The sequence below is a fragment of the Actinoplanes sp. KI2 genome (assembly GCF_025630775.1).
Lineage (GTDB): Bacteria > Actinomycetota > Actinomycetes > Mycobacteriales > Micromonosporaceae > Actinoplanes.
Genome location: NZ_JAOSZE010000015.1, coordinates 158,894 through 184,693, shown reverse-complemented (window position 1 = coordinate 184,693; position 25,800 = coordinate 158,894). Strand labels below are relative to the sequence as shown.

Annotated in this window: 22 protein-coding genes; 12 read left to right on the top strand and 10 right to left on the bottom strand. The window is 68.4% G+C overall.

Going from position 1 to position 25,800, the window contains the following annotated elements; genetic code table 11:
- Positions 1 to 43 precede the first annotated feature (43 nt).
- Positions 44 to 1,426, top strand: a complete 1,383-nt coding sequence (locus tag ODJ79_RS17935; RefSeq protein ID WP_263024637.1) for an MFS transporter — start codon at positions 44 to 46, stop codon at positions 1,424 to 1,426.
- A gap of 378 nt (positions 1,427 to 1,804) precedes the next feature.
- Here the strand turns inward: ODJ79_RS17935 and ODJ79_RS17930 are convergent, their stop codons facing one another.
- Positions 1,805 to 2,683, bottom strand: a complete 879-nt coding sequence (locus tag ODJ79_RS17930; RefSeq protein ID WP_263024620.1) for a hypothetical protein — start codon at positions 2,681 to 2,683, stop codon at positions 1,805 to 1,807.
- Between the two features lie 75 nt (positions 2,684 to 2,758).
- Here ODJ79_RS17930 and ODJ79_RS17925 point away from each other — a divergent pair, with 75 nt between their 5' ends.
- A complete protein-coding gene (locus ODJ79_RS17925; RefSeq protein WP_263024619.1) occupies positions 2,759 to 2,956 on the top strand; it encodes a hypothetical protein in 198 nt (65 codons plus the stop codon).
- 287 nt (positions 2,957 to 3,243) lie between these two features.
- Here ODJ79_RS17925 and ODJ79_RS17920 read toward each other — a convergent pair whose 3' ends face one another.
- Entirely contained in the window at positions 3,244 to 3,675 is a 432-nt protein-coding gene (locus tag ODJ79_RS17920; protein WP_263024618.1) for a nitroreductase family deazaflavin-dependent oxidoreductase, read from the bottom strand.
- A gap of 688 nt (positions 3,676 to 4,363) precedes the next feature.
- On the opposite strand from ODJ79_RS17920, the gene ODJ79_RS17915 reads away from it, so the two are divergent.
- Positions 4,364 to 4,993: a hypothetical protein gene (locus ODJ79_RS17915; RefSeq protein WP_263024617.1), complete on the top strand. Its 630-nt coding sequence runs from the start codon at positions 4,364 to 4,366 to the stop codon at positions 4,991 to 4,993.
- Between the two features lie 1,115 nt (positions 4,994 to 6,108).
- Positions 6,109 to 6,861 (top strand): hypothetical protein, encoded by a 753-nt coding sequence (locus ODJ79_RS17910; RefSeq protein WP_263024616.1) that lies wholly within the window; start codon positions 6,109 to 6,111, stop codon positions 6,859 to 6,861.
- Between the two features lie 181 nt (positions 6,862 to 7,042).
- Here ODJ79_RS17910 and ODJ79_RS17905 read toward each other — a convergent pair whose 3' ends face one another.
- On the bottom strand, positions 7,043 to 7,324 hold the full coding sequence (locus ODJ79_RS17905) for a hypothetical protein (RefSeq protein WP_263024615.1): 282 nt from the start codon (positions 7,322 to 7,324) through the stop codon (positions 7,043 to 7,045).
- A 545-nt stretch (positions 7,325 to 7,869) separates the two neighbouring features.
- On the opposite strand from ODJ79_RS17905, the gene ODJ79_RS17900 reads away from it, so the two are divergent.
- Positions 7,870 to 9,048, top strand: coding sequence for a cellulose binding domain-containing protein (locus ODJ79_RS17900; RefSeq protein WP_263024614.1), 1,179 nt, complete (start codon positions 7,870 to 7,872; stop codon positions 9,046 to 9,048).
- A gap of 490 nt (positions 9,049 to 9,538) precedes the next feature.
- Here the strand turns inward: ODJ79_RS17900 and pip are convergent, their stop codons facing one another.
- A complete protein-coding gene (pip, locus tag ODJ79_RS17895) occupies positions 9,539 to 10,504 on the bottom strand; it encodes a prolyl aminopeptidase (RefSeq protein WP_263024613.1) in 966 nt (321 codons plus the stop codon).
- A 118-nt stretch (positions 10,505 to 10,622) separates the two neighbouring features.
- A complete protein-coding gene (locus tag ODJ79_RS17890) occupies positions 10,623 to 11,969 on the bottom strand; it encodes a WD40 repeat domain-containing protein (RefSeq protein WP_263024612.1) in 1,347 nt (448 codons plus the stop codon).
- A gap of 994 nt (positions 11,970 to 12,963) precedes the next feature.
- Here ODJ79_RS17890 and ODJ79_RS17885 point away from each other — a divergent pair.
- Positions 12,964 to 14,250, top strand: a complete 1,287-nt coding sequence (locus ODJ79_RS17885; protein WP_263024611.1) for an ATP-binding protein — start codon at positions 12,964 to 12,966, stop codon at positions 14,248 to 14,250.
- 1,542 nt (positions 14,251 to 15,792) lie between these two features.
- On the opposite strand, the gene ODJ79_RS17880 is transcribed toward ODJ79_RS17885, so the two are convergent.
- Together ODJ79_RS17880 and ODJ79_RS17875 are read right to left on the bottom strand one after the other, a co-directional pair.
- Entirely contained in the window at positions 15,793 to 16,770 is a 978-nt protein-coding gene (locus tag ODJ79_RS17880; protein WP_263024610.1) for a YihY/virulence factor BrkB family protein, read from the bottom strand.
- 32 nt (positions 16,771 to 16,802) lie between these two features.
- Positions 16,803 to 17,789 carry a diacylglycerol/lipid kinase family protein gene (locus tag ODJ79_RS17875; RefSeq protein WP_411267333.1) on the bottom strand — a complete coding sequence of 329 codons (987 nt, stop codon included), beginning with the start codon at positions 17,787 to 17,789 and terminating at the stop codon, positions 16,803 to 16,805.
- A gap of 6 nt (positions 17,790 to 17,795) precedes the next feature.
- Between ODJ79_RS17875 and ODJ79_RS17870 the strand changes: the two genes are divergently transcribed.
- From ODJ79_RS17870 to ODJ79_RS17845, 6 genes are all read left to right on the top strand, one after another.
- The gene (locus tag ODJ79_RS17870) at positions 17,796 to 18,296 is read left to right on the top strand and encodes a DUF1990 family protein (protein WP_263024608.1); all 501 of its coding nucleotides are present in this window, start codon (positions 17,796 to 17,798) and stop codon (positions 18,294 to 18,296) included.
- Positions 18,293 to 19,066, top strand: coding sequence for an MBL fold metallo-hydrolase (locus ODJ79_RS17865; RefSeq protein ID WP_263024607.1), 774 nt, complete (start codon positions 18,293 to 18,295; stop codon positions 19,064 to 19,066). Before ODJ79_RS17870 ends, ODJ79_RS17865 begins: the two co-directional genes overlap by 4 nt.
- The gene (locus tag ODJ79_RS17860; RefSeq protein WP_263024606.1) at positions 19,066 to 19,656 is read left to right on the top strand and encodes a DedA family protein; all 591 of its coding nucleotides are present in this window, start codon (positions 19,066 to 19,068) and stop codon (positions 19,654 to 19,656) included. Before ODJ79_RS17865 ends, ODJ79_RS17860 begins: the two co-directional genes overlap by 1 nt.
- A gap of 75 nt (positions 19,657 to 19,731) precedes the next feature.
- On the top strand, positions 19,732 to 20,892 hold the full coding sequence (locus ODJ79_RS17855) for a PP2C family protein-serine/threonine phosphatase (protein ID WP_263024605.1): 1,161 nt from the start codon (positions 19,732 to 19,734) through the stop codon (positions 20,890 to 20,892).
- Between the two features lie 89 nt (positions 20,893 to 20,981).
- On the top strand, positions 20,982 to 22,550 hold the full coding sequence (locus tag ODJ79_RS17850; protein WP_411267332.1) for a phosphatase PAP2 family protein: 1,569 nt from the start codon (positions 20,982 to 20,984) through the stop codon (positions 22,548 to 22,550).
- Entirely contained in the window at positions 22,468 to 23,118 is a 651-nt protein-coding gene (locus tag ODJ79_RS17845; protein ID WP_263024636.1) for an endonuclease/exonuclease/phosphatase family protein, read from the top strand. Before ODJ79_RS17850 ends, ODJ79_RS17845 begins: the two co-directional genes overlap by 83 nt.
- Here the strand turns inward: ODJ79_RS17845 and ODJ79_RS17840 are convergent.
- From ODJ79_RS17840 to ODJ79_RS17830, 3 genes are all read right to left on the bottom strand, one after another.
- Positions 23,099 to 23,413, bottom strand: coding sequence for a carboxylesterase family protein (locus ODJ79_RS17840; RefSeq protein ID WP_263024603.1), 315 nt, complete (start codon positions 23,411 to 23,413; stop codon positions 23,099 to 23,101). The two genes, ODJ79_RS17845 and ODJ79_RS17840, sit on opposite strands and share 20 nt — an antisense overlap.
- Positions 23,410 to 24,657, bottom strand: coding sequence for an Ig-like domain-containing protein (locus ODJ79_RS17835; protein ID WP_263024602.1), 1,248 nt, complete (start codon positions 24,655 to 24,657; stop codon positions 23,410 to 23,412). The genes ODJ79_RS17840 and ODJ79_RS17835 overlap by 4 nt, the downstream gene beginning before the upstream one ends.
- A gap of 111 nt (positions 24,658 to 24,768) precedes the next feature.
- The gene (locus ODJ79_RS17830; protein ID WP_317620672.1) at positions 24,769 to 25,650 is read right to left on the bottom strand and encodes a serine hydrolase; all 882 of its coding nucleotides are present in this window, start codon (positions 25,648 to 25,650) and stop codon (positions 24,769 to 24,771) included.
- Positions 25,651 to 25,800 lie beyond the last annotated feature (150 nt).

Sequence of the window (25,800 nt, the reverse complement as noted above, 5' to 3'; positions counted from 1 at the left end):
GGGCGGAGGGAACTGCCCTGCCGTGGTGAATCGCTGGCATGCGATGACCGTGGCCCTGGTCGCGGCCTTCATGACGCTGCTCGACGTCAGCATCGTGAACGTCGCGCTCCCCTCGATCCGCAACGACCTGAACCTGAGCTCGGGCGAGCTGCAATGGGTGCTGTCCGGCTACGCGCTGACCTTCGGCCTGCTGCTGGTCCCCGCCGGCCGGTTCGGCGACGCCCGCGGCCGGCGCGATGTCTTCATCGCCGGCCTGGCGATCTTCACGCTGGCCAGTGCCGCCGCCGGCCTGGCCACCGGCGCGCTGTGGCTGGTCGTCGCCCGGCTCGTCCAGGGCGCCGCGGCCGGTGTGGTCAACCCGCAGGTCTCCGGCCTGGTCCAGCAGTTGTTCGCACCGGCCGAGCGGGGCCGCCCGTTCGGCCTGCTGGGCGCCACGATCGGCATCTCTACGGCGATCGGCCCGCTGCTCGGCGGCCTGCTGATCCAGGTCTTCGGCGCGGCCGAGGGCTGGCGCTGGATCTTCTACATCAACGTGCCGATCGGCATCGCCGCGATCGTGCTCGGCTTCCGGTGGATCCCCAAGCGCCCCCGCGAGCAGCGGCAGCAGGAAAGCCTCGACCCGGTCGGCGTGCTGCTGCTCGGTTTGGGCGTGGTGCTGCTGCTTCTGCCGCTGGTTCAGGAGCGCGAGTGGCACGGCTCGGCGAAGTGGCTGCTCGCGGTGGCCGGGGCGGTGGTGCTGGCGGTTTTCGTCGGCTGGGAGCGCTATTACGGCCGGCGGCGGACGGCGCTGGTCGACCTGTCGCTGTTCCGGGTCCGGTCGTACGGGTTGGGCGCGCTGGTCGGCATGCTCTACTTCGGCGGGTTCACCTCGATCTTCTTCACGTACACGCTGCTGCTGCAGAGCGGGCTGCACTACTCGGCGCTGGCGGCGGGCCTGGCGATCACGCCGTTCGCGCTCGGCTCCGCGGCCGGCTCGGCGATCGGCGGCCGCTTGGTCAACCGGTACGGGCGCCCGCTGGTGGTGACCGGCCTGATCCTGGTCATCGGCGGGCTGGCGGCGGTCGTGCTGGCGTTGCATTTCGTGCCCGGGCACGGGGCCGGGTGGGCCACCGCGCTGCCGTTCCTGGTCGCCGGCGTAGGCAGCGGTTTCGTGATCGCACCGAACCAGACACTCACCCTCGCCGAGGTTCCGGTACGCCGAGCCGGCAGCGCGGGCGCGGTGCTGCAGACCGGCCAGCGAATCGGCACGGCGGTCGGGATCGCGGCCGTCGGCTCGATGTTCTTCAACCGGCTCGCCTACCACCACGGAAGCTGGGACCTGGCCTTCCGCGACTCCCTCTGGGTGACGATCGGCTTCGTCGTCTGCGCCCTGCTCGCCGCAACGGTCGACGTGGCCGCCCCACACCGCGAGCGGGTCGCCGCCTGAAGCCGGCCGGGGCCGGAACGCCCGGCCGCCGGGAGGTCACTCCCACCGTCATGGCCCGGGGCCATCCATGGCTTCCTGTCCCTGTGGGCAGGTCTATGGTGGCGTCCCTATCGGGGTCGGAGCCCGGCCAGATTCTGAAGGCCTACGACCGCCGCCACGCAACGGACAAGGTTTCTAAGCGTGATCGCCCCCGGGCAAGTACCGTGGGCCGGACGTTGCCGCATGCATACCGCTGCCTTGTCTCCGGTGATCCGTTTCCATGCCACCTGACCGGTTCGGGCGTGGCCCGGACGGCTTGTGACCTGGCCGCCCGGCGCGCCCACCGCAGAGTGGGTCCGGGAGTCTCGATCTGGCTGGCGCGCTAGGGCGAGGCACGGCTCAGGAACGCAGCTCCGTCAAGGTCGCGCCGGCGACGATGCGTGCGATGTTTCCGTCGTGGTCGCGACCGGCCAGTCGCCGGGCGAGGTCGTCCAAGTCGGTCAGGTCGCCATATCTCGCCCGTAGGAGCGCCCGCATTCCGTCGACGCGACCCTGCTCCAGGCCTTGCTCTCGGTTTTCGCGGGCGATTTCGCGGCCCGTCTCCGTCTGCCTGAGAACGTCGGTCATGCCTCTCCTTCGCAATGCGTCGAGAACCTGGGCCGCCAGCGAACCTCCCACGAGCATACCCAGCTCGATCTGGACCAGCTGTTCCTCGAGTGCACTGGTTGCGGCGATCCGATCGGCGACCCGTTCCGCGAGATCGGGTGGCGGTTTCTGGGACCACAACGCGAGCGGCGCCAACGGGCTGGCCAGGAGCATCCCGGGGTCCAGGTCGTCGGGTACGTTGACCGACCGGTAGTCGAGCCGGGCCCGGTCGCGGGTGAAACGGCCCGGGTATCCCCCACCCAGTGGCCAGAGCACAACCTGGTGGATGCGGTGCTCCGCGCGGCGGTACTTGAGCGCCAGGGCCGCCCAGTAGGCCACCATCCGCTCCTGGAAGTCCTCGGTGCGCTGAACCTGGACCTCGACATGGTAAATGTCGGCGGGCATCCCGTCGTCACGCCGGACCAGGAACACCTTGTCGCGCTGGCGGCTACGTTGCCGCGGCTGCTCGGTCGGCCCATCGAGGACCACCGCCCGCCCGTCAAGTCGTGCGCCGCACAACAGGTGCAGCGCGTCGCGGGGGTGGGCCTCCAGCAATGCCTTGTACAAGCCGTCGAAGTCGCGCGCCGGCACCGGCCGCGTAGACGCAGGATCGGACGGTGCGCTGTCGGTCATGATTGCTCCTTCCACGCCTGCCATCGGCGCGAAGGACAGCTTCCCGTACGGCACGACTACTAGTCAAGAGACACGTTGTCGACCGCCCAGGAGTGCGGCATCTCGAGCCTCTTCGGTGAGCGCGTGCGTCATGCGAACCGCTCCGCCGCGCTCGTCGGCCAGATCGCCGCGATCTGCCGATCCCAGGCCGCGACCCTCGCCACCCGCAACACCAACGACTTCATCGACACCGGCATCTCGCTCCTCGATCCGCGGCAGGAGATAACCGCGTGACGCCACCAGCTCGATTGCAGGAAGCACACCACTCGCTCGGCCCAGCGAGGGCGTGGTTCGCGCAATGCCTCAACTGACCTCCACTCCCGCGCAGGCCAGCTAAAGGGTGGACCGAACGTTGCACCATGCGAACCGCTCTGCCGTGGTTTCGGGGATCCCTATGTCGGTTCGTTCGCTGAATACTCGGTGTGTGCGAGCGGTCAGGTGACCCGGCGTCGGCTGCCTCAACGGCGGACCGCCAGGCTCGCGGATCAAGGTGGCGTCGTCGCGACCGCTGGCCGTGCTGGTCAGGCAGGGGCGGGCACGCCCTCAAGGAGGACGACCGGAAACACCCGGTTGGTGTTCTGCTCGTAGGCGGAGGTGCCGTCGGAGACCCTGCGGTAGAGCCGTTCGCGCTCCTCGCCTGTCGTAACGACGGCTCGGGCCCGGTAGGAGCCGTCGCCGAGCTCGACCGTCACTGCCGGATTGGCTCGCAGGTTGTGGAACCAGGACGGATGCTTGGGCGCGCCCGCCTTGGACGCGACCACGAACACGCGGCCTCTGTCGTCGATGCCGAAACCGAGTGGCACGGTCGTTTGCCGTCCTGTCCGCGCTCCGGTGGTGGTCAGCAGCAGGATCGGGAACGGCGGCCGGCTGACCGTGCCGTGATTCGCGCGGAACTCGCTGATGACACCCTGGTTGTAGGTCCGGAACTCCTCGTCGGACGGGACGGCGGGCATCTTTCCTCCGTTTCTGACGATCTTCGGGTGGCCGGATCCTGGCCGTTTCCGAGGATCGACGTCTCTGGGATACAGACCGCCGAGGCGCCCGAAAGGAATCGCTCCTCCCGGCGACCCTGAGCGGCGTGACACCAAGATCAGGTGCGTTGTTGTCGGCCTGACCGAGCATTTGCCGCCACGGTGGCCGTGACGCTGAGTCAACGGGGCAACGCGCTTCTCGACGGCTACCCACCGATTGCCGGCCGGGCCGACCCCGGCGCCGCTTCGAGGTCATACTGGCCGACAAGGGCTACAGCAGCGAGAAATTCCGCCAGGCTTGCCGCCGAGCGTGGCACCTCGCCGATCGCCGCCGCCGACGTGGTCACGCCGCGAACCGATCATCCCGAAGCCGAAGTCGCCAGGCATCAAGGGCCTGGACAAGTTGCGCAACGTCGTCGAGCAGACCGCGGGCCCTGGGTCGCCCTCAGGTCAGTGCCGGGGGTCGAACGTTGCACCATGCCCACCGTCCACGATCGTCCTTGACGTTCCCTGCCAGTGCACTTTGGCAAGCTGGCGTCAGGGTGACGGTGAGGATGAGGTGCCGGCCTCATAGAACCTGGAGGCGAACGACCGTGCCCCCAGCGGCAGACGCGGCTTCAGGTTGTCCCGGTTACCTACCGTTCAGATGACATCTCAACTAGGGGGCGGCATGAACGTCACAATGCAACTCCTTCCGCTGTTGGGCGTGGTCATCGGCGGAGGAATGGCCTTCGTGAGCACTGGCATGATTGAGCGGTCCCGGTGGCAGCGCCAACAAGGCGTCCGGTGGGATGATCGCAGGCTCGATGCATACATCGGTTATGTCGCCACGATCAAACGCAATTCAACGGCGGTAGCTGAACTGCTGGCGCGCACCGGGATCGCAAAAACGATCAAGTCAGTGGCTGGAGACGTCGCGCTAGAAGAGCTCAGTTACGCTGAAGCTGCTCGTTCCGTAGCATTCGAAGGCGTTCTCATGCTGGGAGACAGCCAAACGATCGACGCGGGAGTCGTTCTTAATCGCCAGGTTTGGCGGATGCAACAAATGGCTCGTGGCGAGTTGCCAGTCGATGCCAGGAGGTGGCGAGACACTTTCCATGAGTATCGACGAGTTCGGATGAACTTCTATAGGGCGGCGCGGCGTAGCATGGGCGTACCTTCTGCTGAAATGCCGACCACTTCGGCCTGGCTTGAGTCGTTGGTAGGAGAGGGCGCCGATGGGCGCAGGAATAGACTGCACGAGACCCGAATAGATCCCAAGCCCAAGCCGGGGCTCTCAAATTCACGACGGGTCGTCTAGCGCAACGCCGCTCGCCATCATGCCCCGCCACGGCAGTTGACCAGCGCACAGCCACAACCGATACGCCTCGGAGCGACCACCGGACCGTGGGGTCTGGGGGCCGCCCCCAGACCAGTACCGTGGACCGGACGTGGCACAACCCGAACCGCATTCACGCTGTTCAGGGCCCGATCGTGACACTGCCAGCCGTACGCCGACGCCTGCCCTGAACCGCTAACCGATGGTCAACCGCTGCAGCGCCGCTATGGAGATCCGACCCACGAACAGCGTCGCCGCTGCGGCCCCGGCCACCGCTGGTGGATCATGACAATCAAGAAGCAGTGACCGCCCGCTGTCGATCTCCCACCAACAAAGGTGCCAGCCTCGGACCTCACGCTACCGCGACGGGCATGCGGCGCCGACTCACGCCGACTCGTTGGGTTTCGCGCCGGCGGAGAGACTCCACGACCGTGGCAATTACGTCGCGTGACGGCTGGCGCGGCCGGGATATCTCTGGTCAAATCACCCTTTTGCCAATGATAGTGCATGTAGTACGCATCTCAGGTCTCCTAGGGGCGTCGCCGATGAAGTCCGTCATGAAGTTACATGCCTTATCGGCGAGCCAGGAGGAATGACCTCCGGAGGAAGGTGTTCGTTGCTCGTTGCGGGTGTCTGATCCTGGAGGGCGATATCTTGTACAGGAAAGGTCTGATATCGCGTTAAACCATCGCGGTGGGCGCGTTCCTTCGTTCCGCCGGACAGGCCCCGTACGGGTGCCTCTCCGGCGGCTCATTTGGCGAGGCGCTCAGTCACGCTGCCGTTCGCGGTTGCTGTTTCGTTGCGACCGTAGCCGAACGGCAGCGGCGAGGTTGATAGCGGAGGTGGCCAGGCTTGCCAGTGCACCTACGGCCGTGGCGACGCCGATCAGGGTATTCATCTGCGCAGGTCCCATCGCTGGTTGGTGGTCCAGAGCAGGCGCTCCGTGTTTGTGCTGACAGCGTGTGATCCGGCGGGAGATGCGACTGTGCGCTGCCGTGTGCTATTCGGTGAGCGCTACGAATGGCGGGGTGGCGCGACCGATCACGAGCGGGACAGGGCACACTAGGCGCACGGTCACCGCACACACCGCCAGATTTGTGATCACAGAAGGGTTGCCGGACGAGATGGGATCGAGCCGCGCAGGACGAGGCAAGTCGATCAATCGGCAGGCGTGGCCGGAATCCGGGGTACGGCGTGACTGGCTGATTTACTGCGACCGGGTCCACCGGGCCAACGGCTTGCCCAGCTTGCGTAGCCTGGCCGCGGCGATGGGTCTGACCTCAGCAAGTCGGGTCGGTGAGATGCTGCGGGGTCTGGCATTGCCGGCCGATGAGGCTCAGGCGCGGGCGTTGCTGGAGGCTCTGGGTGCGGTGGGTGCGGAGACTGAGCGGGGGGTCCGCCGATACCTGGCGGTTCGCACTGAACAGGATGGGGCCGCGCGGGATACGGACGGGCTGGGGTCGTCGTTGGAATCCCGCGACGTCGAACCGATCGGTGAAATCGCGCAGCGCGAACCCGCTTCGCACACTCTTAAGACCTGGCAGCAGCCTACCGACCCACCGCCGATCCTCGGAACGCTGCCCTACCCGCCGCTGCCAGTCGAACACAGGAAGCCGCCGGGCGCGATGGCGCGCTGGGCGATGAACGGTGGCATCAGGTGGTACCTGCCGCTCTGCTTGCTGTTCATCGGCTGCCCTCCGATCGGCGTGGGCTTATGCGCCCTCGTATTCATTCAGACCTCTCTGGCCGACCGCAGTCACAACGGCCGGAATGCCGCTCTGATCGGCAGCGGCATCGGCTTAGGGGTTGGCGCCCTCTATCTCAGTTCGCTGCTTGTTAGCACCCACTGACTACTCGCCCAAGGACGTTCGCCTCGTTCTCGACCTAGCGTTACGCCGTCCCCACCGATGCTTCTCGTCGTCAGTGTCATTGTTCGCATTGTTCTGCCGCAATTCGTTCGCTACGCAACGACGCAGCCGCTTCGTCGGCGAGCCCACTTGCTGATGAAGCGGGATCGGGCACCGTCTCGGGCTAGGACTGGGCCTTTCGCTCCGGAGACGCTTCATTCAGGCGGTGCTGCTCGCGGCCGGCTTCCTTTAGAAACGCTGTGATGATTGGCAGCGGCAGACTGCTGTTTGTCAGCACGACCTCGGCCTTGCTGGCGTCGGATGGAAAGAACAGGACCGTCATAAGCGCCGGGCCCACTTCACCGTCCACCAGCTCGGCTAGTTCGAGTGCTGGACCGTCGTGCCGTATCGCGTCGTGGTAGGCCAGAGTCTGGAACCGTCGATCGCCGTGCTCGAGGGAGGTCACCAACAGACTCTCGCATGACCGCGTTGATCATTGGACACCCGGATTTGGCCGCGATCCGCATGCTGGCTACGCGTGTCACGATAACGGTCAGTAGTCGCGAGGGGAGGCGCCTGTTGGGGCCAGCTGAGACCGTCACACCGTCTGTGGGGACGACGCTGGCGGGGCCAGGTGCACCGTCTCGGTGGGCCGAGCGAGACCGTCAGAATCATTCTACGAGGCCGCTCTGGGAAATTGCGGCCGCTCTGCGCTGGCTCCGCGATGTCGTTGAGGCCCAGGCCCCGTGGTGCCGGACGATGCCGTGCCGGCGTTCGAGAACGAGTTGGGGCCCCGCGCCGACCGCGACCGGCAGCTCACCTCGTACGCCCGGAGCGCCGCGACGCGTTCCCGCCGCCCGGCCAAACCTCTACCGACCGGCGCCGCTGGCGTGAGCTGGTCGCGTTCCTCGAGGAGATGCGGGTCGGCTGAGCGCGCCCAGCCTGGCGATATCCGCGCCGACGGTCAAAACGCGTCTTGACGACCATCGATGGCTCGGTCAAGGTCGGACGATGCCGCACCGTCCGCGAAGGACTGCCCTCGCGATCGTCCTCACGGCGTCGCTCACCGGGGTCGGGATCATCTCCGGCCACGCCGCCCTGGGCAGCGCCCCGCCCGGTCTCGTGCTGGGCCTCACGACCGTCCCCACGTCCCCGCCCACCGCCACGGTGGCAGCGTCCCCGACGGTGCCCCTCCCGCCGACATCCTCCGTGTCGTCGTCCCCCGGTCCGGCCGCGCCCAGGAATGTGGCCGTGGTGGCCCACGCCACCTCGCTCACCGTGACCTGGACCGCGTCGAGCGGGGCGATCGACCACTACGACCTTTATTACTTGCAGTCGTTCAGCGACAACTACTACTTCAAGTCGTCCGGCAATGTCACGTCGACCACCCTGACCAGCAACGTCACCCCCAGAACGCAGTACCGGGTGCTGATCGCCGCGGTCGACGTGGCCGGTCTCCGGTCGCCGATGTCGGAGCAGGTCAACGTCGTCACACCGGCGTCCGACACCGCACCCGATCAGACACCGCCGACCTCGCCGAAAGATCTGAAGGTGGCCGAGTACCCGGAAACCGGCGCGGTCCGGCTGTCCTGGTCCCCTTCGACCGACGACGTGGGCGTCACCGGCTACATCATCTATTCGGCCTACGACGACAGCGCATCGCGAATAATCGCTCCTACGCAGCTCACGACGTTCACTGTGTCGCTCGGCCGGACCGGACCGAACGGCGAGCCGCATGACGAGTTCTTCGTCCGGGCCACTGACGCGGCCGGCAACGTGTCGCTCGCCTCCGCCTCGTTGTTGGTCCGGCCGTCCGGCTCGTCGTCGCCCGGTCCGCCGAGTTCGGAGCCGGCCAGTTCACCGCCCCCGCCGACGTGCGCGATCACTTACCACCCGTTGTCGACCTGGGCGGACGGCTTCGTCGCCGAGGTGACCGTGACCAATCGGGGGACGAGTACGTTGACCGACTGGACCGCCACCTTCCATTTCGGCGGTGACCAGCAGATCGCCACCAGCTGGAACGGGGCATTCCGGCAGTCCGGCGCCGACGTGGCGCTAGGGCCGCCGGACTGGAACCGCAGCGTGGCCCCGGGGAGGGCCGCCACCGTCGGCCTGTTCGGCTCGTACCGGACCAGCGCGGCGGCGCCGTCGGTATTCGCCGTCAACGGCAAGCCCTGCCAGGACTTCTGAACCGCTCGGCGCGTCCGGACGCGTTCCTGCCCGACCTGGCCAAGGCGTTGAACACCCTCTCGGTCCGGTTGGGTGAGCTGGGCCGGCGGGAGGGGGCCTGGCCGCGATCGAGGAAGCCGTCACGGTCTACCGGCGGCTGGCCGCGCGATGGCCCGAGATCTACCAACTTGCTCTCGACCGCTCGTTGGCCGGTCGGGGCCGGCTGAAAGCCATCTCGATGACAACCCATCAGGGGGATTCGCGTCATAACAATCGTTGTTCGACACCCACCGCCTGCCGTGAGCGTCGTATCATCGCGCGGCTCCTAGCCTCCCACCACCGACCTTGCTTGATCGCGTTCCTGGTCATGGCGGATAGAGTGCGGCGCAAGCTCAGCCAGGCGGCGCGGCTACTCGATGTAGCGTCCGCCGATACCGCGTCGGACGCCGCCCCCCGGAGCGCCGTGTGAGGGCAGCGTGCACGTGCCGGGTCAACCCGGAGAGATAGTTGGCTACTCGCGCCAGCGTGCTCCAAAGTGGTCCAAGGCGTCGATGACTACGTCGCCGACGCCTCGGCCGGTGCCGTGGCCGGCGTCGTCGATCAGTTCCAATCTCGTGTCGGGCCAAACCTTGGACAGTCGCCAGGGGATATCGACGGGGCTGCCGAGGTCGAGCCGGCCGTGGACGAGCACACCGGGAATGCCGACAAGTCGGTGTGCACCCGCCATCAGCTCACCGTCGGCGAACCAGCCGTCATGCGCCCAATAGTGGGTGACGAGGCGGGTGAAGGTCATCCGGAACATCGGGTTCTCGTACCGCGGATCGGGCCGGCTGCCGGGCAGATTGGAGACCAGCGCGTTCTCCCAGGCGCACCAGGCCCGCGCGGCCCGATCCCGCACGGCCGGCTCGGGATCGGCAAGCAGCCGGGCGTACGCGGCGGGCAAGTTGCCGTCGCGTTCGGCCACTGGCACCGCGTCGCGGAACCGCTGCCACTGCTCGGGGAAAATCCGTCCGAGGTCGCGGGTGAGCCACCGATGCTCGGCAGCAGTACTCGTAACGACGCTGAACAGCACCATCTCGGTGACCCGGTCGGGGTGCCGTTCGGCGTAGCCGAGGCCGAGCGCGCTGCCCCACGACCCGCCCAGCAGCAACCATCGGTCGATCTTCAGGTGCGTCCGCAGCTTTTCGATGTCGGCCAGCAGATGCGGGGTGGTGTTGGTCGACAGGTCAGTACGCACGTTGCCCGCGTCAGGTGTGCTGCGTCCGCAGCCGCGCTGGTCGAACAGGACCACCCGGTATACCGCCGGGTCGAAGAACCGCCGCCAGTAGGCGCCGGCTCCCGAGCCGGGCCCACCGTGCAGCACCAGGGCGGGCTTGCCGAGCGGATTGCCGCAGCTCTCCCAATAGACTAGGTGGCCGTCTCCGACGTCGAGCCTGCCGTGCGCGAACGGTTCGTTCTCCGGATACAGTCGGCTCACTCCGGTGATCCAACCGTTCTGCCGTTTGCCGCGCACTCCATTTCCGCCTCCGGAGGTTCGGCCGCCACGTCCTCTCACTGGGCATAAGCTTGCCGGGCTCGGCCTGGCACCTGACTGCCTATGCAGCGGGAAGGTCGTCGAGCGTCCACAGATGGATGCGGCGTTCGTCATCCAACGCGGCCAGCAAGTCGCTGGCCGGGCAGATGGCCAACGGACCGTCTTGGGCAGGGACGGGAATTCCGAGTGGAGTCGCGTCCAGGGCTGACCATAGTCTTATCTCGCCTCCGGCGGTGACCAGCAACGACCCGTCTCGATTGAAGACCAGGCCGGCAATCCGCTTCGAGTGGCCGCCAATCGGTTCGCCGACCTGCTGGAAGTCATTGACGTTCCAGATCCTCGCAGTTTGACCGCCGGCTGCGGCCAACAGCCGCCCGTCAGGGCTAAAGGCCACGCTCCAAACTCCGTCGGCGTCGGCGGGAAGCGGTTCACCGACCGGCGACCAGGTAACAGGATCCCAAAGGCGTACGGTTCGATCACCGCCGGTTGCCAGATATCTGCCGTCCGGGCTGAAGGCCACGGCGCGAATCATGCCTCTATGTGCCTCGATTGGCTGGCTGGCGGGCATACCTGTGGTGGTGTCCCACAGTTTGACGGCCCAATCGTGGGTACCACCGGCGAGCAAGCGACTGTCGACACTGAACGCCAATCCGTAGACGGTGCTTGGGCTCGTATCGATAGGAGCGCCAATCAGCCGGCCGCTGGCGGGATCCCACAGACGTATGGTCTGGTCTCCGGCAGCGCTCGCGAGCGAGCGGCCATCAGGGCTGAACGCAACCGCGTGCACCGCGCCGGAGTGTCCGACAAGTAGCTGGCCGGGCTCGCCGGTACGTGGATTCCAGAGCCGGATTACGTCGTCGTAGCCGCCGCTGGCCAGGAGCTCGCCGCCGTGGTGAAAGGCGAGCGAGGCAACATGACCAGTATGTCCGGTGAGCAGGAAACCGGATGGGTGCAAAGCGGCGAAGCGGTGCGGCCTCGCAGGACTCGCGCCGCGCTGGGGCTTGTCGAGCTGCCGGCGAAGACTGTCAATCTCCGCCCGGACGCGGGCGTGGTCCTCGGCCAGTTCCTGAATGCGACGCAAAACTGCGGTTTCCGCATCGGCGGGGAGATCAGGTGTACCGACGCCTTTTGACGATAGATAGCGCTGCTCGGCGGCGGCTTCCCAGGCTCGCAACCATGCCCCGACCGGCTCGCCCGAGGGGACACCGCAAGCCTCGACGAACCATGCGACGAAGCTTCGACCCGGGGGCCGCTTCCCGGCTAATACCTCCGAGATCGTAGCCCGCTTCAATACGACTTCGTGACGGCCGACCCGTCGCTGCTTCGTTGCCCACGCCTCCAACTGGCGTAGCGACGGCTTCCCTGCGCGGATGTGGAGGCGGCGGAGAAGGGCCACCAGGTCCGCCATGGTGGCAACCGCGGCGGGATCCACTCGGCCGTAATCCATCTCTGCCGACCCTCTCGGGCGTCCGCTACCGTCCGAATCCGTCTGTGATCAGAGAGTAACATCGATGTCTTTGTCACGGCGAGTCGTGCGAACCCGTCGAGATGCCCGCCACTCGCGTCCGTCGTCGTCCGGTTACCACCGGGTTTGGCCGGGCTTGGCTGCAGACCTCGCCAGACGCCCGCCGGCCATTGCTTCATGGAGGTCACCGGCCACGTCCGTAACCATCAAGGAGGTCCCCGTGACCGCCGTTCTCCTGACCGTCAGTGCATCACTGTCTCTGCTCACCGCTGGGCTGCAACTCGGTGCGGCCATTGCCGCCCGCGCGGGCGCGAAGGCCAAGGCCGAGGGAACCTGATGGCCGAGCCGCGTTCACCAGTCGAGGAGCGACGCCACCACCACCCGCTCGCCGCCACCGAATCGACCCGGTATCCGTGTGCCTTTCGCGTCACAGCCGACACCCCTAGATCGACGCCAACAACGCGCGAACAGCGATCCAAGCCCTGTCGCCACCTGGCAACACCTAACCGCGCAGCTCAGCTGCCATGTCTTAACGCCGGATGACGCCGGAGGAACCGCCTGTCCGGGTCTGACAGGCGGTTCGGGTACCGCCAACTCGCGGGGCGGACGTTGCACCATGCGAACCGTCCAGCCGTTGTTGCCGGTGAGCCGCTGCCAGGGTGCTTGATCAGCTCACGAGATCAGCGGAAACCGCAACGACCCGCCTTCCGGTAGGTCGCCGTCCAACCCCCTGCTGGCGGATCTGACGCGGGTTGATCCGGCGGGCCGGGCGGGCCAGCCGATCTCGATGCGCCAAGGAAACAGCCCGCGCGGGCAGTTGGAACGCGCGCGAAAGGGCGGCGGAACGCGGAATCTTTGCGCGCGAGACACGGAATCTAGAGCCTGCAAGATACGGAAGTTTTGGCTTGCAGATGCGGAAGAAGATAGCCTGGCAGTCGTGGACGTATCTCTTACTGGCATCGCTCCACGCCAGCTGACCGCCGTGTTGACTCGCCGCCTGGCCGAGGAGCCGGCGCTCGTTCTGAACGGTCCGCGAACCGTCGGCAAGAGCACCCTTCTCCAGGCCCTCGCCGACCGCCTCGGACGCCGCGTCGTCGACTGCGACGATCCCGCCACCCGAGCCGCGGTTCGCGCCGATCCCGGGCGATTCGTCAGTGGTCCCGGCCCGATCCTGATCGACGAGTACCAGCATGTTCCGGACCTTCTCAGTGCGGTCAAGGCCGAGTTGAACCGAGATCTCAGTCCGGGACGATTCGTCCTGGCCGGATCGACGCGTTACACGACGCTTCCCGAGGCAGGACAGGCGTTGACCGGCCGCGTCGACATCCTGGACGTGCTGCCCCTGACGCAGACGGAGATCGACGGGGCAACCGGCGACTCCTTGATCAACAGACTGCTCGACGGCGCTGATGTGTCGCTCGGTGCCACGCCGTCCACGACGACCCGGGCCGAATACGCCCGCCGGATCACCTCCGGCGGGATGCCGGTGGCGTTGCGACGGCCCTCCGGGCGGTCCCGATCACGCTGGTTCGCGAACTACCTCGATCTTGTCATCGAGCGTGATGTGCTGGAGCTGAGCCGGATACGTCAGCGAGAGATGCTCCCCCGGCTTCTCCGCGTTCTCGCTGCCAGGTCCGGCCAGGTATTGAATATTGCCGGCGCGGCCTCGGCCTTGGGGATGGAGAAGTCCAGTGCTGAGAACTACCTCAAGCTCCTCGAGGCCGTATTCCTAGTTCTGCGGGTGCCGGCCTGGGGAACGACGCTGGGCTCTCGGGTCGCCCGCCAGCCGAAGGTCCATCTGGTCGACTCGGGTGTCATGGCGTGGCTTCTCGGCCTCACGCCGGAAAAGATCGCCACGAATGATCCGGCGGCGTTGACGGAGTACGGCCATCTGGTGGAGACCTTCACGGTCGGCGAGATCCTTCGGCAGGTGAGCTGGTCGGATGCCCCGGTCGCGGTCGGCCACTTTCGCACATCCGAGGCCCACGAGGTCGATCTGGTGCTGGAACGCGACGACGGGATGGTCTTTGCGTTCGAGATCAAAGCCGGCACGCGCGTCGACCAGGCCGACCTCGCCGGTATCAGAGCGCTTCGAGCCCGTCTCGGTGGGCGCCTCGCGACGGCCGTGGTGTTGTACACCGGTGCACTGACTTTCCGCTTCGATGACGGCACGCTGGTGCTTCCGTTGGACGCACTCTGGTCGACGACGTCACAATCAAAATGAGTGCGGTCATCGCGTACGGGAGAGGCGCAATCCAACCCGGCCCGGCGTCCGACCCCACTCAGCGCCGTCGTCGTAACGTGGGGCTGGGGTTTGCCCCTCTAGGTATGTGAAGTGGCCGAACGTGGCACCATGCGAACCGCCCGGTGATCGCTATTGGCCCGCGATTGCCAGGGAATCTGGCCAGTTCAAGGCGAGGATGACGGCAAACCCTTCCAAGAAGTGCCGGTATCGTACCTTCCATGAATCGATGGAAGGTATTCTTCTGGGTTGTCGTCAGTCTGAACGCTTTCGCCGTCGCCCTCGTCATCTCTCTGCAGACCAGGTCCGAATCATGGAGCAGAGCCGACCAAATTGGCGGTGCATTGAGTTTCCATGCAGCTTGGATAATTTCGATCGACACACTCGCTGTCGCTGCGTTGTGGCGACGGGCATACGCGCCCCCGGCTCACGTCCCCGACGCCTCTAGTGCATCCGCCGCCGAGAAGCCCCGGCTCGTCCGAGTGGGACCTTCGACCGCACGATGTTTTCGCCCGGCATTGGGCAGCTGCCTGAAGAGTGGATATGTTTTTGGAGTCATTGCTGCCACGTGCTTGGGTCTCTATGGGATCGCACTGTGGCATGTTCTCGGTCCGGAAACGCCACGCTTCTATTTCGGAACAACGTTCTTGGGTGGAGATGACACGCTCCACTTCGGGCCCACCGGAGCCGTGATCATCGGTGCAGGGGACCGAAGGAAGTTTCTGTCGAAACGCCCCGTCGGGCCACCCCGGGAAGAGCTTTCCCGGCTAACGGCACCAGACATGACAATCACGGACAAGGGGCGATCAGAAAAAGGCCTCGAACTTCGGTTCCGCACGCCTGCAGCCATCCTTCAGGCGAATCTCTGCGGTGGACGGTTGCAAAGTGGCGCTGGAGAAAGCCGCCAAGCAGACTAATGGAGCTTATGTAACGGTCAATCTCAATTCAGACGCCATCGTATGTGTGTCCCCTCATCAAACCGGCATAGCACAGATCCAGGTGCATTCCGGCCCGGTGGAGTTCCGGGTTGCCTACAGGTTCTACCCGCAGGTTCGGGACCTTGAGGCCAAGAACAGGTGAGGCCTGTCGTGTGGCCGCCAGGCTGACGACCCTGCTCGACCCTGCGCATGATGGCGCCGGAGTCGTTGCGAAGCTCGCGTTGAGTGATTTTCGTAGCGTATCGGCTCAGACACGAACCCGGCTAAGCGTGTTTGCTACGAGGTGCGACAGTCCGGCCAAGCCACGAGAATCGGCATAATTGGATCAAATCGTTGTCGCAATGCACGGGTCCGAGAACTGGGAAGCCGATGACCGTCGCCAGCCCACGCCCCGAGTGAGGTCCGTACGGAAGCGCACCCACCGCACCCGTGGGGTCTGGGGGTCGCCCCCAGGTTAGTGGAGTGGGGCGGACGGGACTCGAACCCGTGACCGACCGAGTCACGCGATCCGGTCGAGTCAGGATGGTACGAGGTCAGTCGGCATCTAGTGGTGTCGCTCGGCCCGACGATGGCCGACCTGATGAAATCAGCCGCGCCGCAGGCGTTTGCGGTCCGCGGGATGGGTGCGCGGCGGCGGCACCTGGCGGCTCGGCTTCCAGCTGTCCTGTTTCGCCGGGCGGCGCACGCCGACCCGCCGCGCCTCCAGCTGCGCCGCGAACGCCAGCCCGAGGAAGATCGCGATCCCGGTCAGGTTGGCCCACAACAGCAGCGCGATGATCGCGGTCAGCGGCCCGTACGTGGCGCCGAACCCGCCGCTCACCCGCACGTAGCCGGCCAGCAGCAGGCTTGCCAGCCACCACAGCACGGTCGTCACCACCGCGCCGAACAGCAGCCAGGACAATGCCGGCTGGTGGCGCCGCGGCGACCAGCGGAACAGCAGCCCGACCGCGACCACGATCAGGGCGAGGCTGACCGGCCAGCGCAGGATGTCCCAGAGCACGTGCAGGTGGCGCGCCGCGGGCCAATGCTTCTCGGCGGACTCGCCGAACGGGTGCCCGGCCACCAGCAGCAGGAAGCCGAAGAGCGCGGGCAGGCCGGCGACCAGCGTGAGGATCGCCGCCCGGGAGTACTTCTCGTGCGCCGGGCGATCCCGCTCGACGCCGTAGATGCGGTTCGCCCCGCGTTCGATCTGGGCCATCGCCGTGGTCAGCGCGATCAGGCCGGTGAGCAGGCCGAGAGTCAATGCGAGTTCGCCGGCGTCGCGGCTGCGGGCGCTGTCGGCGAGCAGTTCGCGGACGAGCGGCTCGCTGGCGCCCGGGGTGATCGCGCCGATGGTGTCGGCGACCACCTGGCCCGGCGTCCGGACGCCCAGGTCGGCGGCGAGACCGGCGAAGGCGATCATGAAGGGGACCACGGCGAGGCAGAGCTGGAAGGCGAACGCGCGGGCGTGGCTGAAGCCGTCGCCGTAGCGGAACCGGATGAACGCGTCGCGCACCAGCGGCCAGCCACCGTAGCGGCGCAGGGCGAGCAGGGCGTCGTCGGCCGACAGCTGGTCGCCGCTCATGTCCCGGGTTTCCGGAACGGGTTCGGTCGAGCTCACTGCGAAGCCCGGCGGGCCGCGGCCTTCACGTCGTACGCCAGATCGGGATCGCTGTCCGGAAGTGGCACGCAGAGCAGGAGCGCACGGCGCCTGATGTTGATCTTCAGGCTGCGGCCCGGCTCGATCAGGTCGCCGTCGAGCTGGCGCGGCTCGATCCGCCGGGTGTAGATCTCCACGCGCTCGGCGGTGAACGTCTCCATCAGCGGCACCCGCTCGCGCCGGCGCAGCACCGCCCAGGCCAGGCGGGCCCAGTGCGCGAGGTTGTTCGGGCTCAGGATGGCCACGTCCAGCTTGCCGTCGGCCGGATCGGCCCGGCTGAGCAGGCGCACTCCGCCCTGCAGACGGCCGACGTTCCCGACGATCACGCTGCGCGGGCGGCGCGGCATCGGCGGGCCGCCGTCCAGCACGATCCGGGCGCGCATCGGACGGTCGCGCAGGTGCTTGACGGCTCCGACCACGTACGCGGGCCAGCCCAGCCATTTTTTCGCCCGCTCCGACGTGCCGGCCAGCATCTGCGCGTCGAAGCCCATCCCGGCCATCACCGCGAAGCACATGTCGCCGGCCACGCCCACGTCGATCCGCCGCCGGCCGCCGTCCAGCGCCACCTGCACGCCGGTCGCCGGGTCGCCGGCCAGGCCGAGGTTCGCGGCGAGCAGGTTGCCGGTGCCGGCCGGCAGCACGGCCATCGCGACGTCGGTGCCGGCCAGCGCGGTCAGCACGCTCATCACCGTGCCGTCGCCGCCGCACACGAAGATCAGCTCGGCGCCCTCCGCCTTGGCCTTCTTCGCCTGACCGCGGCCGGGATCCTCGGGGGTGGTCTCGTGCCAGGCGGGTTTCGGCCAGCCGGCCGCGGCGAGACGCTGCTCGAGGGTGGCGCGCAGGTCGGCCGGCGCCTTGGCGGGATTGACCACGATAGCGCTGCGAGGACCTGTCACGCCGTCAGTGTGCCCGAGTCCCGGCGTCCCGGCGAGTCGAGGAATCATGAACGGGTGAGTGAATTGACGTACACCCCGGTGGGTGCGACGCGGACCGGTTCGCTGCCGCCCGGTTTCCGGCATTTGCACTACCGGATGCCGCTGGGTTCCGGGACCGCGCTGTACGAGCGGGCCGGTGAGGCCGTGCTCGGCTTCCGCATGCATCGGGCGACCGGGGCGCGCATCACGGCGTCGGCGCCGGAAGCGTCGCCGGGCGTGCGCCTCACCCTCGGGCTGGGCCCGCTGCACGTCCCCTGCGAGGTGGTCTGGAGCGAAAAAACCGAGGAACGGACCGGCTTCGCGTACGGCACGATGCCCGGTCACCAGGCCGCGGGCGAGGAGGCCTTCCTCGTCGAGCACGACGCCCGGGACCGGGTCTGGTTCACCGTCGTCGCGTACAGCCGGCCGGCCCGCACCCTGATGCGGCTGGGCGGCCCGTTCGCGGTCGCCTTCCAGCACACCTACGCGCGCCTGTGCGGCCGCGCGCTGAGGCGGCTGGGTACCGTGAACGGGTGAGCGCGACGTCGGTGACCTGGTGGGGTCACAGCACCGTGTGGCTGGCCGACTCCGGGATCACCCTCCTCACCGACCCGGTGCTCACCGACCGGGTCGCCCACCTGCGGCGGCTGGCCGGTCCCACGCCCACCCTTCCCGGCGCGCCCGACGCCGTGCTGCTGTCCCACCTGCACGCCGACCACTTCCACCTGGCCTCGCTCCGCCTCCTGGCCGGCGCCCCCACGCTGATCGTCCCGCGCGGCGCCCGGGCCTTCGTGGCCAAGACCCTCGGCTCCGAGTGGGCGTCCCGCTGCGTCGAGCTGGCCCCGGGCGAGGACACGAAGGTCGGCCCGCTCCGGGTGCGCGCCGTGCCCGCCGCCCACGACGGCGCCCGGGGCCCGTGGTCCCGCGACCGCGCCCTGGCCGTCGGCTTCGTCGTCGAGGGCGCCGCACGCACCTGGTACGCCGGCGACACCGGCCTGTTCGACGGGATGACCGAGATCGGCCCGCTCGACCTGGCCCTGATCCCGGTCGGCGGCTGGGGCCCCACGCTCGGCTCGCACCACCACCTCGACGCCGCCGACGGCGCCGAGGCGCTGCGCCGGGTCAAGTCCGGGTGGGCCGTCCCGATCCACTACGGCACCCTCTGGCCGATCGGCATGACCCGCTTCCGTACGCACATGTTCGATCAACCCGGCGGCCGCTTCGCCGAGCTGGCCGCCCGGTCGTCCCCGGGCACCCGGGTGCGGGTGCTGGCGCAGGGCGAGACCCTGGCCGTGGAGCGCGGCTGATGATGTCGTACCTGGGCGCGCTCGCCTGGTTGTTCGCGGTGGTCTCGTTCGGCGCGGTCATCCCGATCGTCCCCACCGGCGCCGCGGTCAGCGGCGCCGCCGCGCTGGCCTTCCACGAGCACCACCCGGTCACCATCGTGCTGGTCGTGCTCTTCGGCGCGGCCGGCGCCTACTGCGGCGACCTGGTCATGTACGGGATGTGCCGGGTCGGCGGCGAGCAGCTGGCCCGGCGCCTGCGCTGGCTGCGCGACGAGGAACACCTGGCCTCGGTGAAGACGCGCCTCGAAAAGTCACAGGTCCCGGTCCTGCTGGTGTCCCGTCTGATCCCGGGCGGCCGGGTGCCGGTGCTGCTGGCCGCCGCGTTCGTGGGGCTCTCGTGGCGCACCTTCGTGGTGGCCAACCTGCCGGCCTGCGCCCTGTGGTCGGCGGTCTACGCCGCGATCGGGGTGGCCGGCGGCTCGATCTTCCCGCGCCCGTGGCAGGGCGTGGTGGCCGCCGTGCTGGTGATCCTGATCGTCAACCAGACCATCTCCTGGATCACGAAGCGCCGCGACTCCCGCCGCGGCAGCACATCACCCTCCCAGGCGTGACCCTCCCCGGCGTGACATCGACGCCCGGGTGCAGCCGACGGCCGCGGGCTGGATGATGGGTTGATGCTCGCGCCGATGGAGGCTGTACGGCTCCTGCTCGGGCTGCGCCACCGCGGCCGGGCCGAGGACCTGCCGGCGGTGCTGGCCCGGGCTGCGCCGCTGCTGGACGCCCAGACGGCGGGGGTGCTGCTCATCGACTACGGACAGATGGAGCTCTGCCCGTTGCAGGGCACCCCGTCGGACACCGTCGAGGCGCTCCCGGTCGAGGGCACCACGGCCGGCCTGGCGTTCACCACCGCCCGCGAGACCTGGCTGCCGGACGGCGACGGCGGACGGCTCTGGCAGCCCCTGCTGCACGGCGCCGAGCGGCTGGGCGTGCTGGAGATGCGCCGCAGCGACTATCCGTCCGAGGCGGACCGCCGGGACCTGGAGGTGATCGCGGCGCTGGTGGCCGAGCTGATCGCCAGCCGGCGCTTCTACGGCGACGCCGTCGAGCACACCCGTCGGCGCCTGCCCATGCAGGTGGCCGCCGAGATCATCTGGAACCAGCTGCCGCCGCTCACGCTCGCGGTCGACGGCACGGTGCTGACCGCCGTGCTCGAGCCCTGCTACGACGTGGGCGGCGACGCCTTCGACTACGCCGCGAACGGGGACCTTCTGCACGTGGGACTGTTCGACACGGTCGGCCATGGGATCGCCGCCAGCGCGCTGACCACCCTCACGCTGAACACGTACCGCAACGCTCGCCGCTCCGGGCTCTCCCTGACCGACACCTACCGCTCGATCGACAAATGGATCCGCGCGCAGTATCCGGGGAGCTTCGTCACCGCGATGCTGGCCGAACTGGACACCGTGACCGGCGCGTACCGGCGGATCAGCGCCGGGCATCCGGTCGAGCTGCTGCTGCGCGACGGCCGCTCGATGCCGGCGCTGCCCGCCCCGACCGCGCTTCCGCTGGGGCTGGGGAACATGCTGAGCCGGCAACCGGCGGTGATCGAGCTCGCCCTGCGGCCCGGCGACACGATCGTGTTCTACACCGACGGGATCATCGAGGCCCGGGACGTCACCGGCGTGCTGTTCGGCCCGGACCGGCTCGCCGCCTTCATGCTGGACCTGCTCCGGCGCCGCACGCCGGCGCCCGAGGCCATGCGCCGACTGATCCACAACGTCATCGCGTACGAGAGCGGCGAGTTACGCGACGACGCAACAGCGGCCATGCTCCAGTGGCGGCACTGACGTGGCGGTCGAGAGGTGGCGGCACTGACTTGCCGGCCGGACGGTGGCGGCATTGACTTGGCGGCCGTAAGGAGGACTGAATTCGGCGCATGGCGGGTACGTTCCGCGGCGTGAGCGTCACCGAGAAGGTCCCGAGGAGAGCAGCCGGCCTGCATTTCGCCGAACGTAGCGTGCTCGGCCTGATCGCGGTGGTCGCCGCCGGCCTGGCGTTCGGCCTGCTGCTGGTGCTGGTGCGTTTCCACTGGCGGCCCATGCTGCGCCTCGACCAGTCCCTGGCCAACCGGCTGAACGACCTGGTCGCGCCGCATCCGCCGGCCGTGGCCGCGCTGAAGGCCGTGTCGGCGGCCGGCGGCCCGGGCTGGCTGTGGCCGCTGACCGTCGTGGTCGTCGTGCTGCTGCTGATCCGGCGGCGGGTCCGGCTGGCGATCTACCTCGCGATCACCGGCGCCGGCGCGGCGCTGCTCGACCCGTCGCTGAAGGCGCTGGTCGGGCGGGTGCGGCCGGTGGTGGCCGACCCGATCGCGTACGGGCACGGCAACAGCTTCCCGAGCGGGCACACGCTCGGCTCCACGATCGTCTACGGCGCGCTCACCCTGGTCTTCCTCGCGCTGGTCCGGCACCGCTGGCGGCGCTGGTTCGTGGCCGCGATCGCCTTGCTGGTCTTCGCGATCGGGCTGAGCCGGATCGCGCTGGGCGTGCATTTCCTCTCCGACGTGATCGGCGGGTGGCTGCTCGGCCTGGCGTGGATCAGCGTCACCGCGTACGCCTTCCGGGTCTGGCGCCGCGAGACCGGCAAGCGGGCCGCGCCGCTCGAGGAGGGACTCGAGCCGGAGGCCGCCGCCGACCTCGAGCCCGCGCCGGACGAGCAGGCGATCTTGCCGCACCCGTGGGCGAAGGGCGCCGAGATCCTGGTCGGCTGGGTGTTCACGTTCGGCGTGCTCTTCTTCCTCGGGTACGTGGTCACGCACCACACGCCGGCCTTCGACGACGCCTTCCCCCGCTGGCTCCAGACGTTCCGCAGCCCGGGGCTGGACAGGCTGAGCTGGTACTGGAGCAAGGCCGGCGACACACACGCGATCCTGGCGATCTCGCTGGTCTTCTGCCCGATCGCGCTGGCCGTGTGGCGGCAGTGGCGGCCCGTGCTGTTCGTCGTGCTGGCCATGTTCGGCGAGCTCACCCTGTTCCTGGCGAGCGCCGCCGCGGTCGGGCGCCCCAGGCCGGCCGCCGAGCATCTCGACGGCACGCTGCCCACCTCGTCGTTCCCGTCGGGGCACATCGCGGCCACCATCTGCCTGTGGACGGCGATCGCGCTGATCGCGTTCGGCCGGATCGACCGCTGGTGGCGCCGGCTGTTCCTGGTCCCGGTGGTTCTGATGCCGGCCGGCGTGGCCATCTCCCGGATGTACCGTGGCATGCATCACCCGACGGACGTGCTCGGCGCGATCCTGCTGGCCGCGTGCTGGCTGTCGGTGCTGTGGTGGACGGTCCGCCCGAACGCGGAGGTCACTCACCATGCGGCTGCTGACCTGGAACATCCTCAACGGCGGGGGCGACCGGCTGGACCGGATCGTCACGGTGATCAGGCGGGAGTCGCCCGACCTGCTCGCCCTGCAGGAGCTGCGCGGCTTCGGTCGCCGGCGCATCGCGACGCTGGCTGACTCGCTCGGCCTGACGGCGCATCTGGCGCCGTCGGTCTTCGGGCAGGCGGTCGCGGTGCTGGTGCGCCCGCCGCTGCGGATCGACCGCGCCCGGTCGGTGACCTGGCGGCTGCACCACGCCGCCGCGGCGGTCACGGTCGGCCCGCTCACCGTGGTCAGCACCCACCTCAACCCGATGTCCGGGTACCGCCGGTATCGGGAGGCGACCTGGCTGGCGGCCCGCTACCGGCGGCGCGGGCCGGTGCTGATCGCCGGCGACCTGAACGCGTGCAGCCCGTCCGACGATCCCGACCCGTCCGAGGGACGGTCCGATCCGCGGGCGATCCGCGCCTTCGAGAGGGCCGGGCTGGTCGACCTGTGGCGCCTGGCCGGCAGCGGCGACGGGTGCACGGTGCCGACCGGCGGGGGCGTCGGCGACGCGTTCCGCCCGATGCGCCTCGACTACGTCTTCGGCACCCCGGCGGTGGTTCCGCGGGTGCGGGAGGTCCGGGTGCTGCGCGGCGGCGAGATCGAGTACGCCTCGGACCACTACCCGGTGGTCGTGGAGCTCATCGCCGGGAACTCGTAGTCCGCCCAGAGCCGCCGTGAATCCAGACGAGCACCGGGCGGCGGCCGGCCGGGTCGGGCTCGGGCGTCCAGACGTTGACGGTGAGCCACTCCGAGCCGGACGAGGCGACGCCCTCCTGCGGCGCCGGCGGTCCGAACTCGGCGGCGTCGCGCACCCCGTCCCACGGCTCGGGTGGCCGCGGCGCGGCGAACCGGGCGGCGCCGAGGGGCGGGGCGGCGAACGGGATGCCGCGGAAGGCGGTCAGCCCGTCCTCGGCACGGCCCCGGACCAGGCCGGACGTCGTCCGGACGATCAATTGCCGTACTTGTCGTAGGAGACCGTCCAGTCGCCCAGGCCGTCGGTGAGCGGCAGCGCCTTCGGGCTGTTCTTGACCTGGACCACGTCGCCGATCAGGAAGTTGTGGTAGACCCACTCGGCGTCGGCCTCGCCCAGGTTGACGCAGCCGTGCGAGATGTTGGCCCGGCCCAGCTGGTGGTTCCACGGCGCCGCGTGCAGGAACTCCCCGGAGTACGAGATCCGGGTGCAGAACTTGACGTCCTCCGGGTCGTAGTAGAACGGGTTGTTCTTGTCGGTCAGCCCGTAGCTGGCCGAGCTCATGCTGTGCACCAGCTCCTTGGAGAGCACCACGTGCGGGCCGCTCTGCGTCCAGAAATGGATCTTCTGACCGTTCGCGATCGTCGTGTAGCCGCCGCGGCCGTTGCTGCACGCCATGTCGCGCACCATCTTGCCGTCGATGTAGACCTTGCAGCGGTGCGTGTTGTTGTCGCTGATCGCGATCAGCGCCCGGCCGATGGTGAAGCTGGCCGACCGGTTCGCCGAGCCGTAGACGCCCTTGCCGAAGTGCGCGCCGAGCCCGTTGACCGACACCTTGATCTCGGTGCCCTTGGCCCAGTATTTCTCCGGCCGCCAGTGCACGATCGAGTTCGACACCCAGTGGAACTTGCCGGACACCGAGGGGGTCGTCTCGACCTCGATCGCCTTCTCCGCCGCGGCCTTGTCGCTGACCGATTTGCTGAACGCGACGATGACCGGCTGACCGACCCCGTACGTGCCGCCGGACTTGAGGGCGGCCAGGCCGTTCGCCTGGAAGGTGATGTTCGCGACCGCCTTCGGCTTCAGCGTGGTGAAGGTCGACGTCTTCTGCACGGTCTCGCCGGTGCTGTCCTTGATGGACGCGGTCACCGTGTAGGTCTTCGAGTACGCCATCGTGCCGGTGGACTTCCACGACCCGTCGGACTGCACCTCGCCGCCGACCTTCTTCGACCCCGAGGCGACGGTCACCGACTCGAGGGTGCCGCCCTGGACGCTGACCAGGACCGGCTCGATCGGGGACACGTCGGTCTTGCCCGTGGCCGGGCTGACGGTCAAGGTGACCGCCGCGGCGGCGGGCGACTCGGACGCGTCACCGGGGGAATGCCACTCGCCGGCCGGGGAGGCCCCCTTCGCGCCATCGGCCTTGCCCGCGTGGGAGCACCCGGCGGCGGCTAGGCCGGCGGCCGTTCCCACGGCACCGAGGATCACCGTGCGTCGCTGAAGCATGCTCACTCAACCGGGGGGTGACGGGCCTCGCGGCCAGGTTGGGTCGATGGAGACTACTACGGATCGAGACGGATCGAGACCCCAAAAACGTTGCGTAAAGTTTCTTTGATCTCAGTACTTGAGGTACTGCCTGGTCAGTTTTGCGGTCTTTTCCACCACATTGATCCCGCCGGTCATGGACGCGTGACCATGCGAGAGCACCGCGATCGAGACGTCGGTGTCCTCGTCTGTGATCCGGCCCACCGAGTTGATGATCCAGCGGTTGTTCTCGGTCGAGCGGGGCAGCCAGCCGTTCTTCACGGTGAAGACCTCGCCGCTCAGGGCGACCGCCGGCACCCCCCAGTCCTGCTCCTTGTCGACCGTGCTCATCAACGTGTGCGCCAGTTCGCGCGAGTCCTCGTCGATCGGGCTCTTCGGGTCGACCAGTTGGGCGAGCAGCCTCACCTGATCGTCGACGGTCGTCCTGGTGAGGCCCCACGAGCTGTTGACGGTCGTCTGGGTCAGACCGAGCCGTTTGTTGCAGCTGTTGATCGCGGGGGCCTTGCCGAGTCGCTTGAACAGCGAGGTGGTGGCGTCGTTGTCGCTGAGCCGGATCATCCGCTTGGCCAGCGCCAGCTCGGTCGAGCTCAGGTCGCGGTGGTTGTCCTGCGCGGTCAGCAGCAGGCAGGCGAGCACCTGCACCTTGACCACGCTCGCGGTCTCGTACCGCTCGCCGCCGCGGAACGAGTATTTCGCGCCGGTCTTCTTGTCGAGCACCGCCACCGAGAACTCGGGCACCGTCGCCGCATACTTCTGCAGGGCCGCGTCCAGCGCCTTGGCGCGCTTGGCGCGTTCCTGCGCGGCCAGTTCCTCGGGGCTCGGCCCGGTCGGCGTCGGGGACGCCTTGCTGTTCGCCGCCTGATCGCGGAAGGACCCGGCGAGCGGCAGCACGCCGCCACCGGAGTCACCGCGCATGCCCAGGCCGACCAATGCGGCACCTCCCAGGACCCCCACAGCCGCCACCGTCAAGATCCAACTTCGCGTACGCACGGAGCCATATTGCCGCGTCCGCGCCACCGATGCCCGCCCCGGGACCGGGTGCTTATGAGATTGACAGAGACTGTCGACGGATGGAACACCTTCGCTCACCGGCAGTGAGCAAGC

Coding starts and splice junctions, on each gene's coding strand:
- ODJ79_RS17935 (WP_263024637.1), top strand. CDS start 44: ATGACCGTGGCCCTGGTCGCGGCCTTCATGACGCTGCTCGACGTCAGC.
- ODJ79_RS17930 (WP_263024620.1), bottom strand. CDS start 2,683: ATGACCGACAGCGCACCGTCCGATCCTGCGTCTACGCGGCCGGTGCCG.
- ODJ79_RS17920 (WP_263024618.1), bottom strand. CDS start 3,675: ATGCCCGCCGTCCCGTCCGACGAGGAGTTCCGGACCTACAACCAGGGT.
- ODJ79_RS17915 (WP_263024617.1), top strand. CDS start 4,364: ATGAACGTCACAATGCAACTCCTTCCGCTGTTGGGCGTGGTCATCGGC.
- ODJ79_RS17900 (WP_263024614.1), top strand. CDS start 7,870: ATGCCGCACCGTCCGCGAAGGACTGCCCTCGCGATCGTCCTCACGGCG.
- ODJ79_RS17890 (WP_263024612.1), bottom strand. CDS start 11,969: ATGGCGGACCTGGTGGCCCTTCTCCGCCGCCTCCACATCCGCGCAGGG.
- ODJ79_RS17880 (WP_263024610.1), bottom strand. CDS start 16,770: ATGAGCGGCGACCAGCTGTCGGCCGACGACGCCCTGCTCGCCCTGCGC.
- ODJ79_RS17875 (WP_411267333.1), bottom strand. CDS start 17,789: ATGATTCCTCGACTCGCCGGGACGCCGGGACTCGGGCACACTGACGGC.
- ODJ79_RS17860 (WP_263024606.1), top strand. CDS start 19,066: ATGATGTCGTACCTGGGCGCGCTCGCCTGGTTGTTCGCGGTGGTCTCG.
- ODJ79_RS17855 (WP_263024605.1), top strand. CDS start 19,732: ATGGAGGCTGTACGGCTCCTGCTCGGGCTGCGCCACCGCGGCCGGGCC.
- ODJ79_RS17850 (WP_411267332.1), top strand. CDS start 20,982: ATGGCGGGTACGTTCCGCGGCGTGAGCGTCACCGAGAAGGTCCCGAGG.
- ODJ79_RS17835 (WP_263024602.1), bottom strand. CDS start 24,657: ATGCTTCAGCGACGCACGGTGATCCTCGGTGCCGTGGGAACGGCCGCC.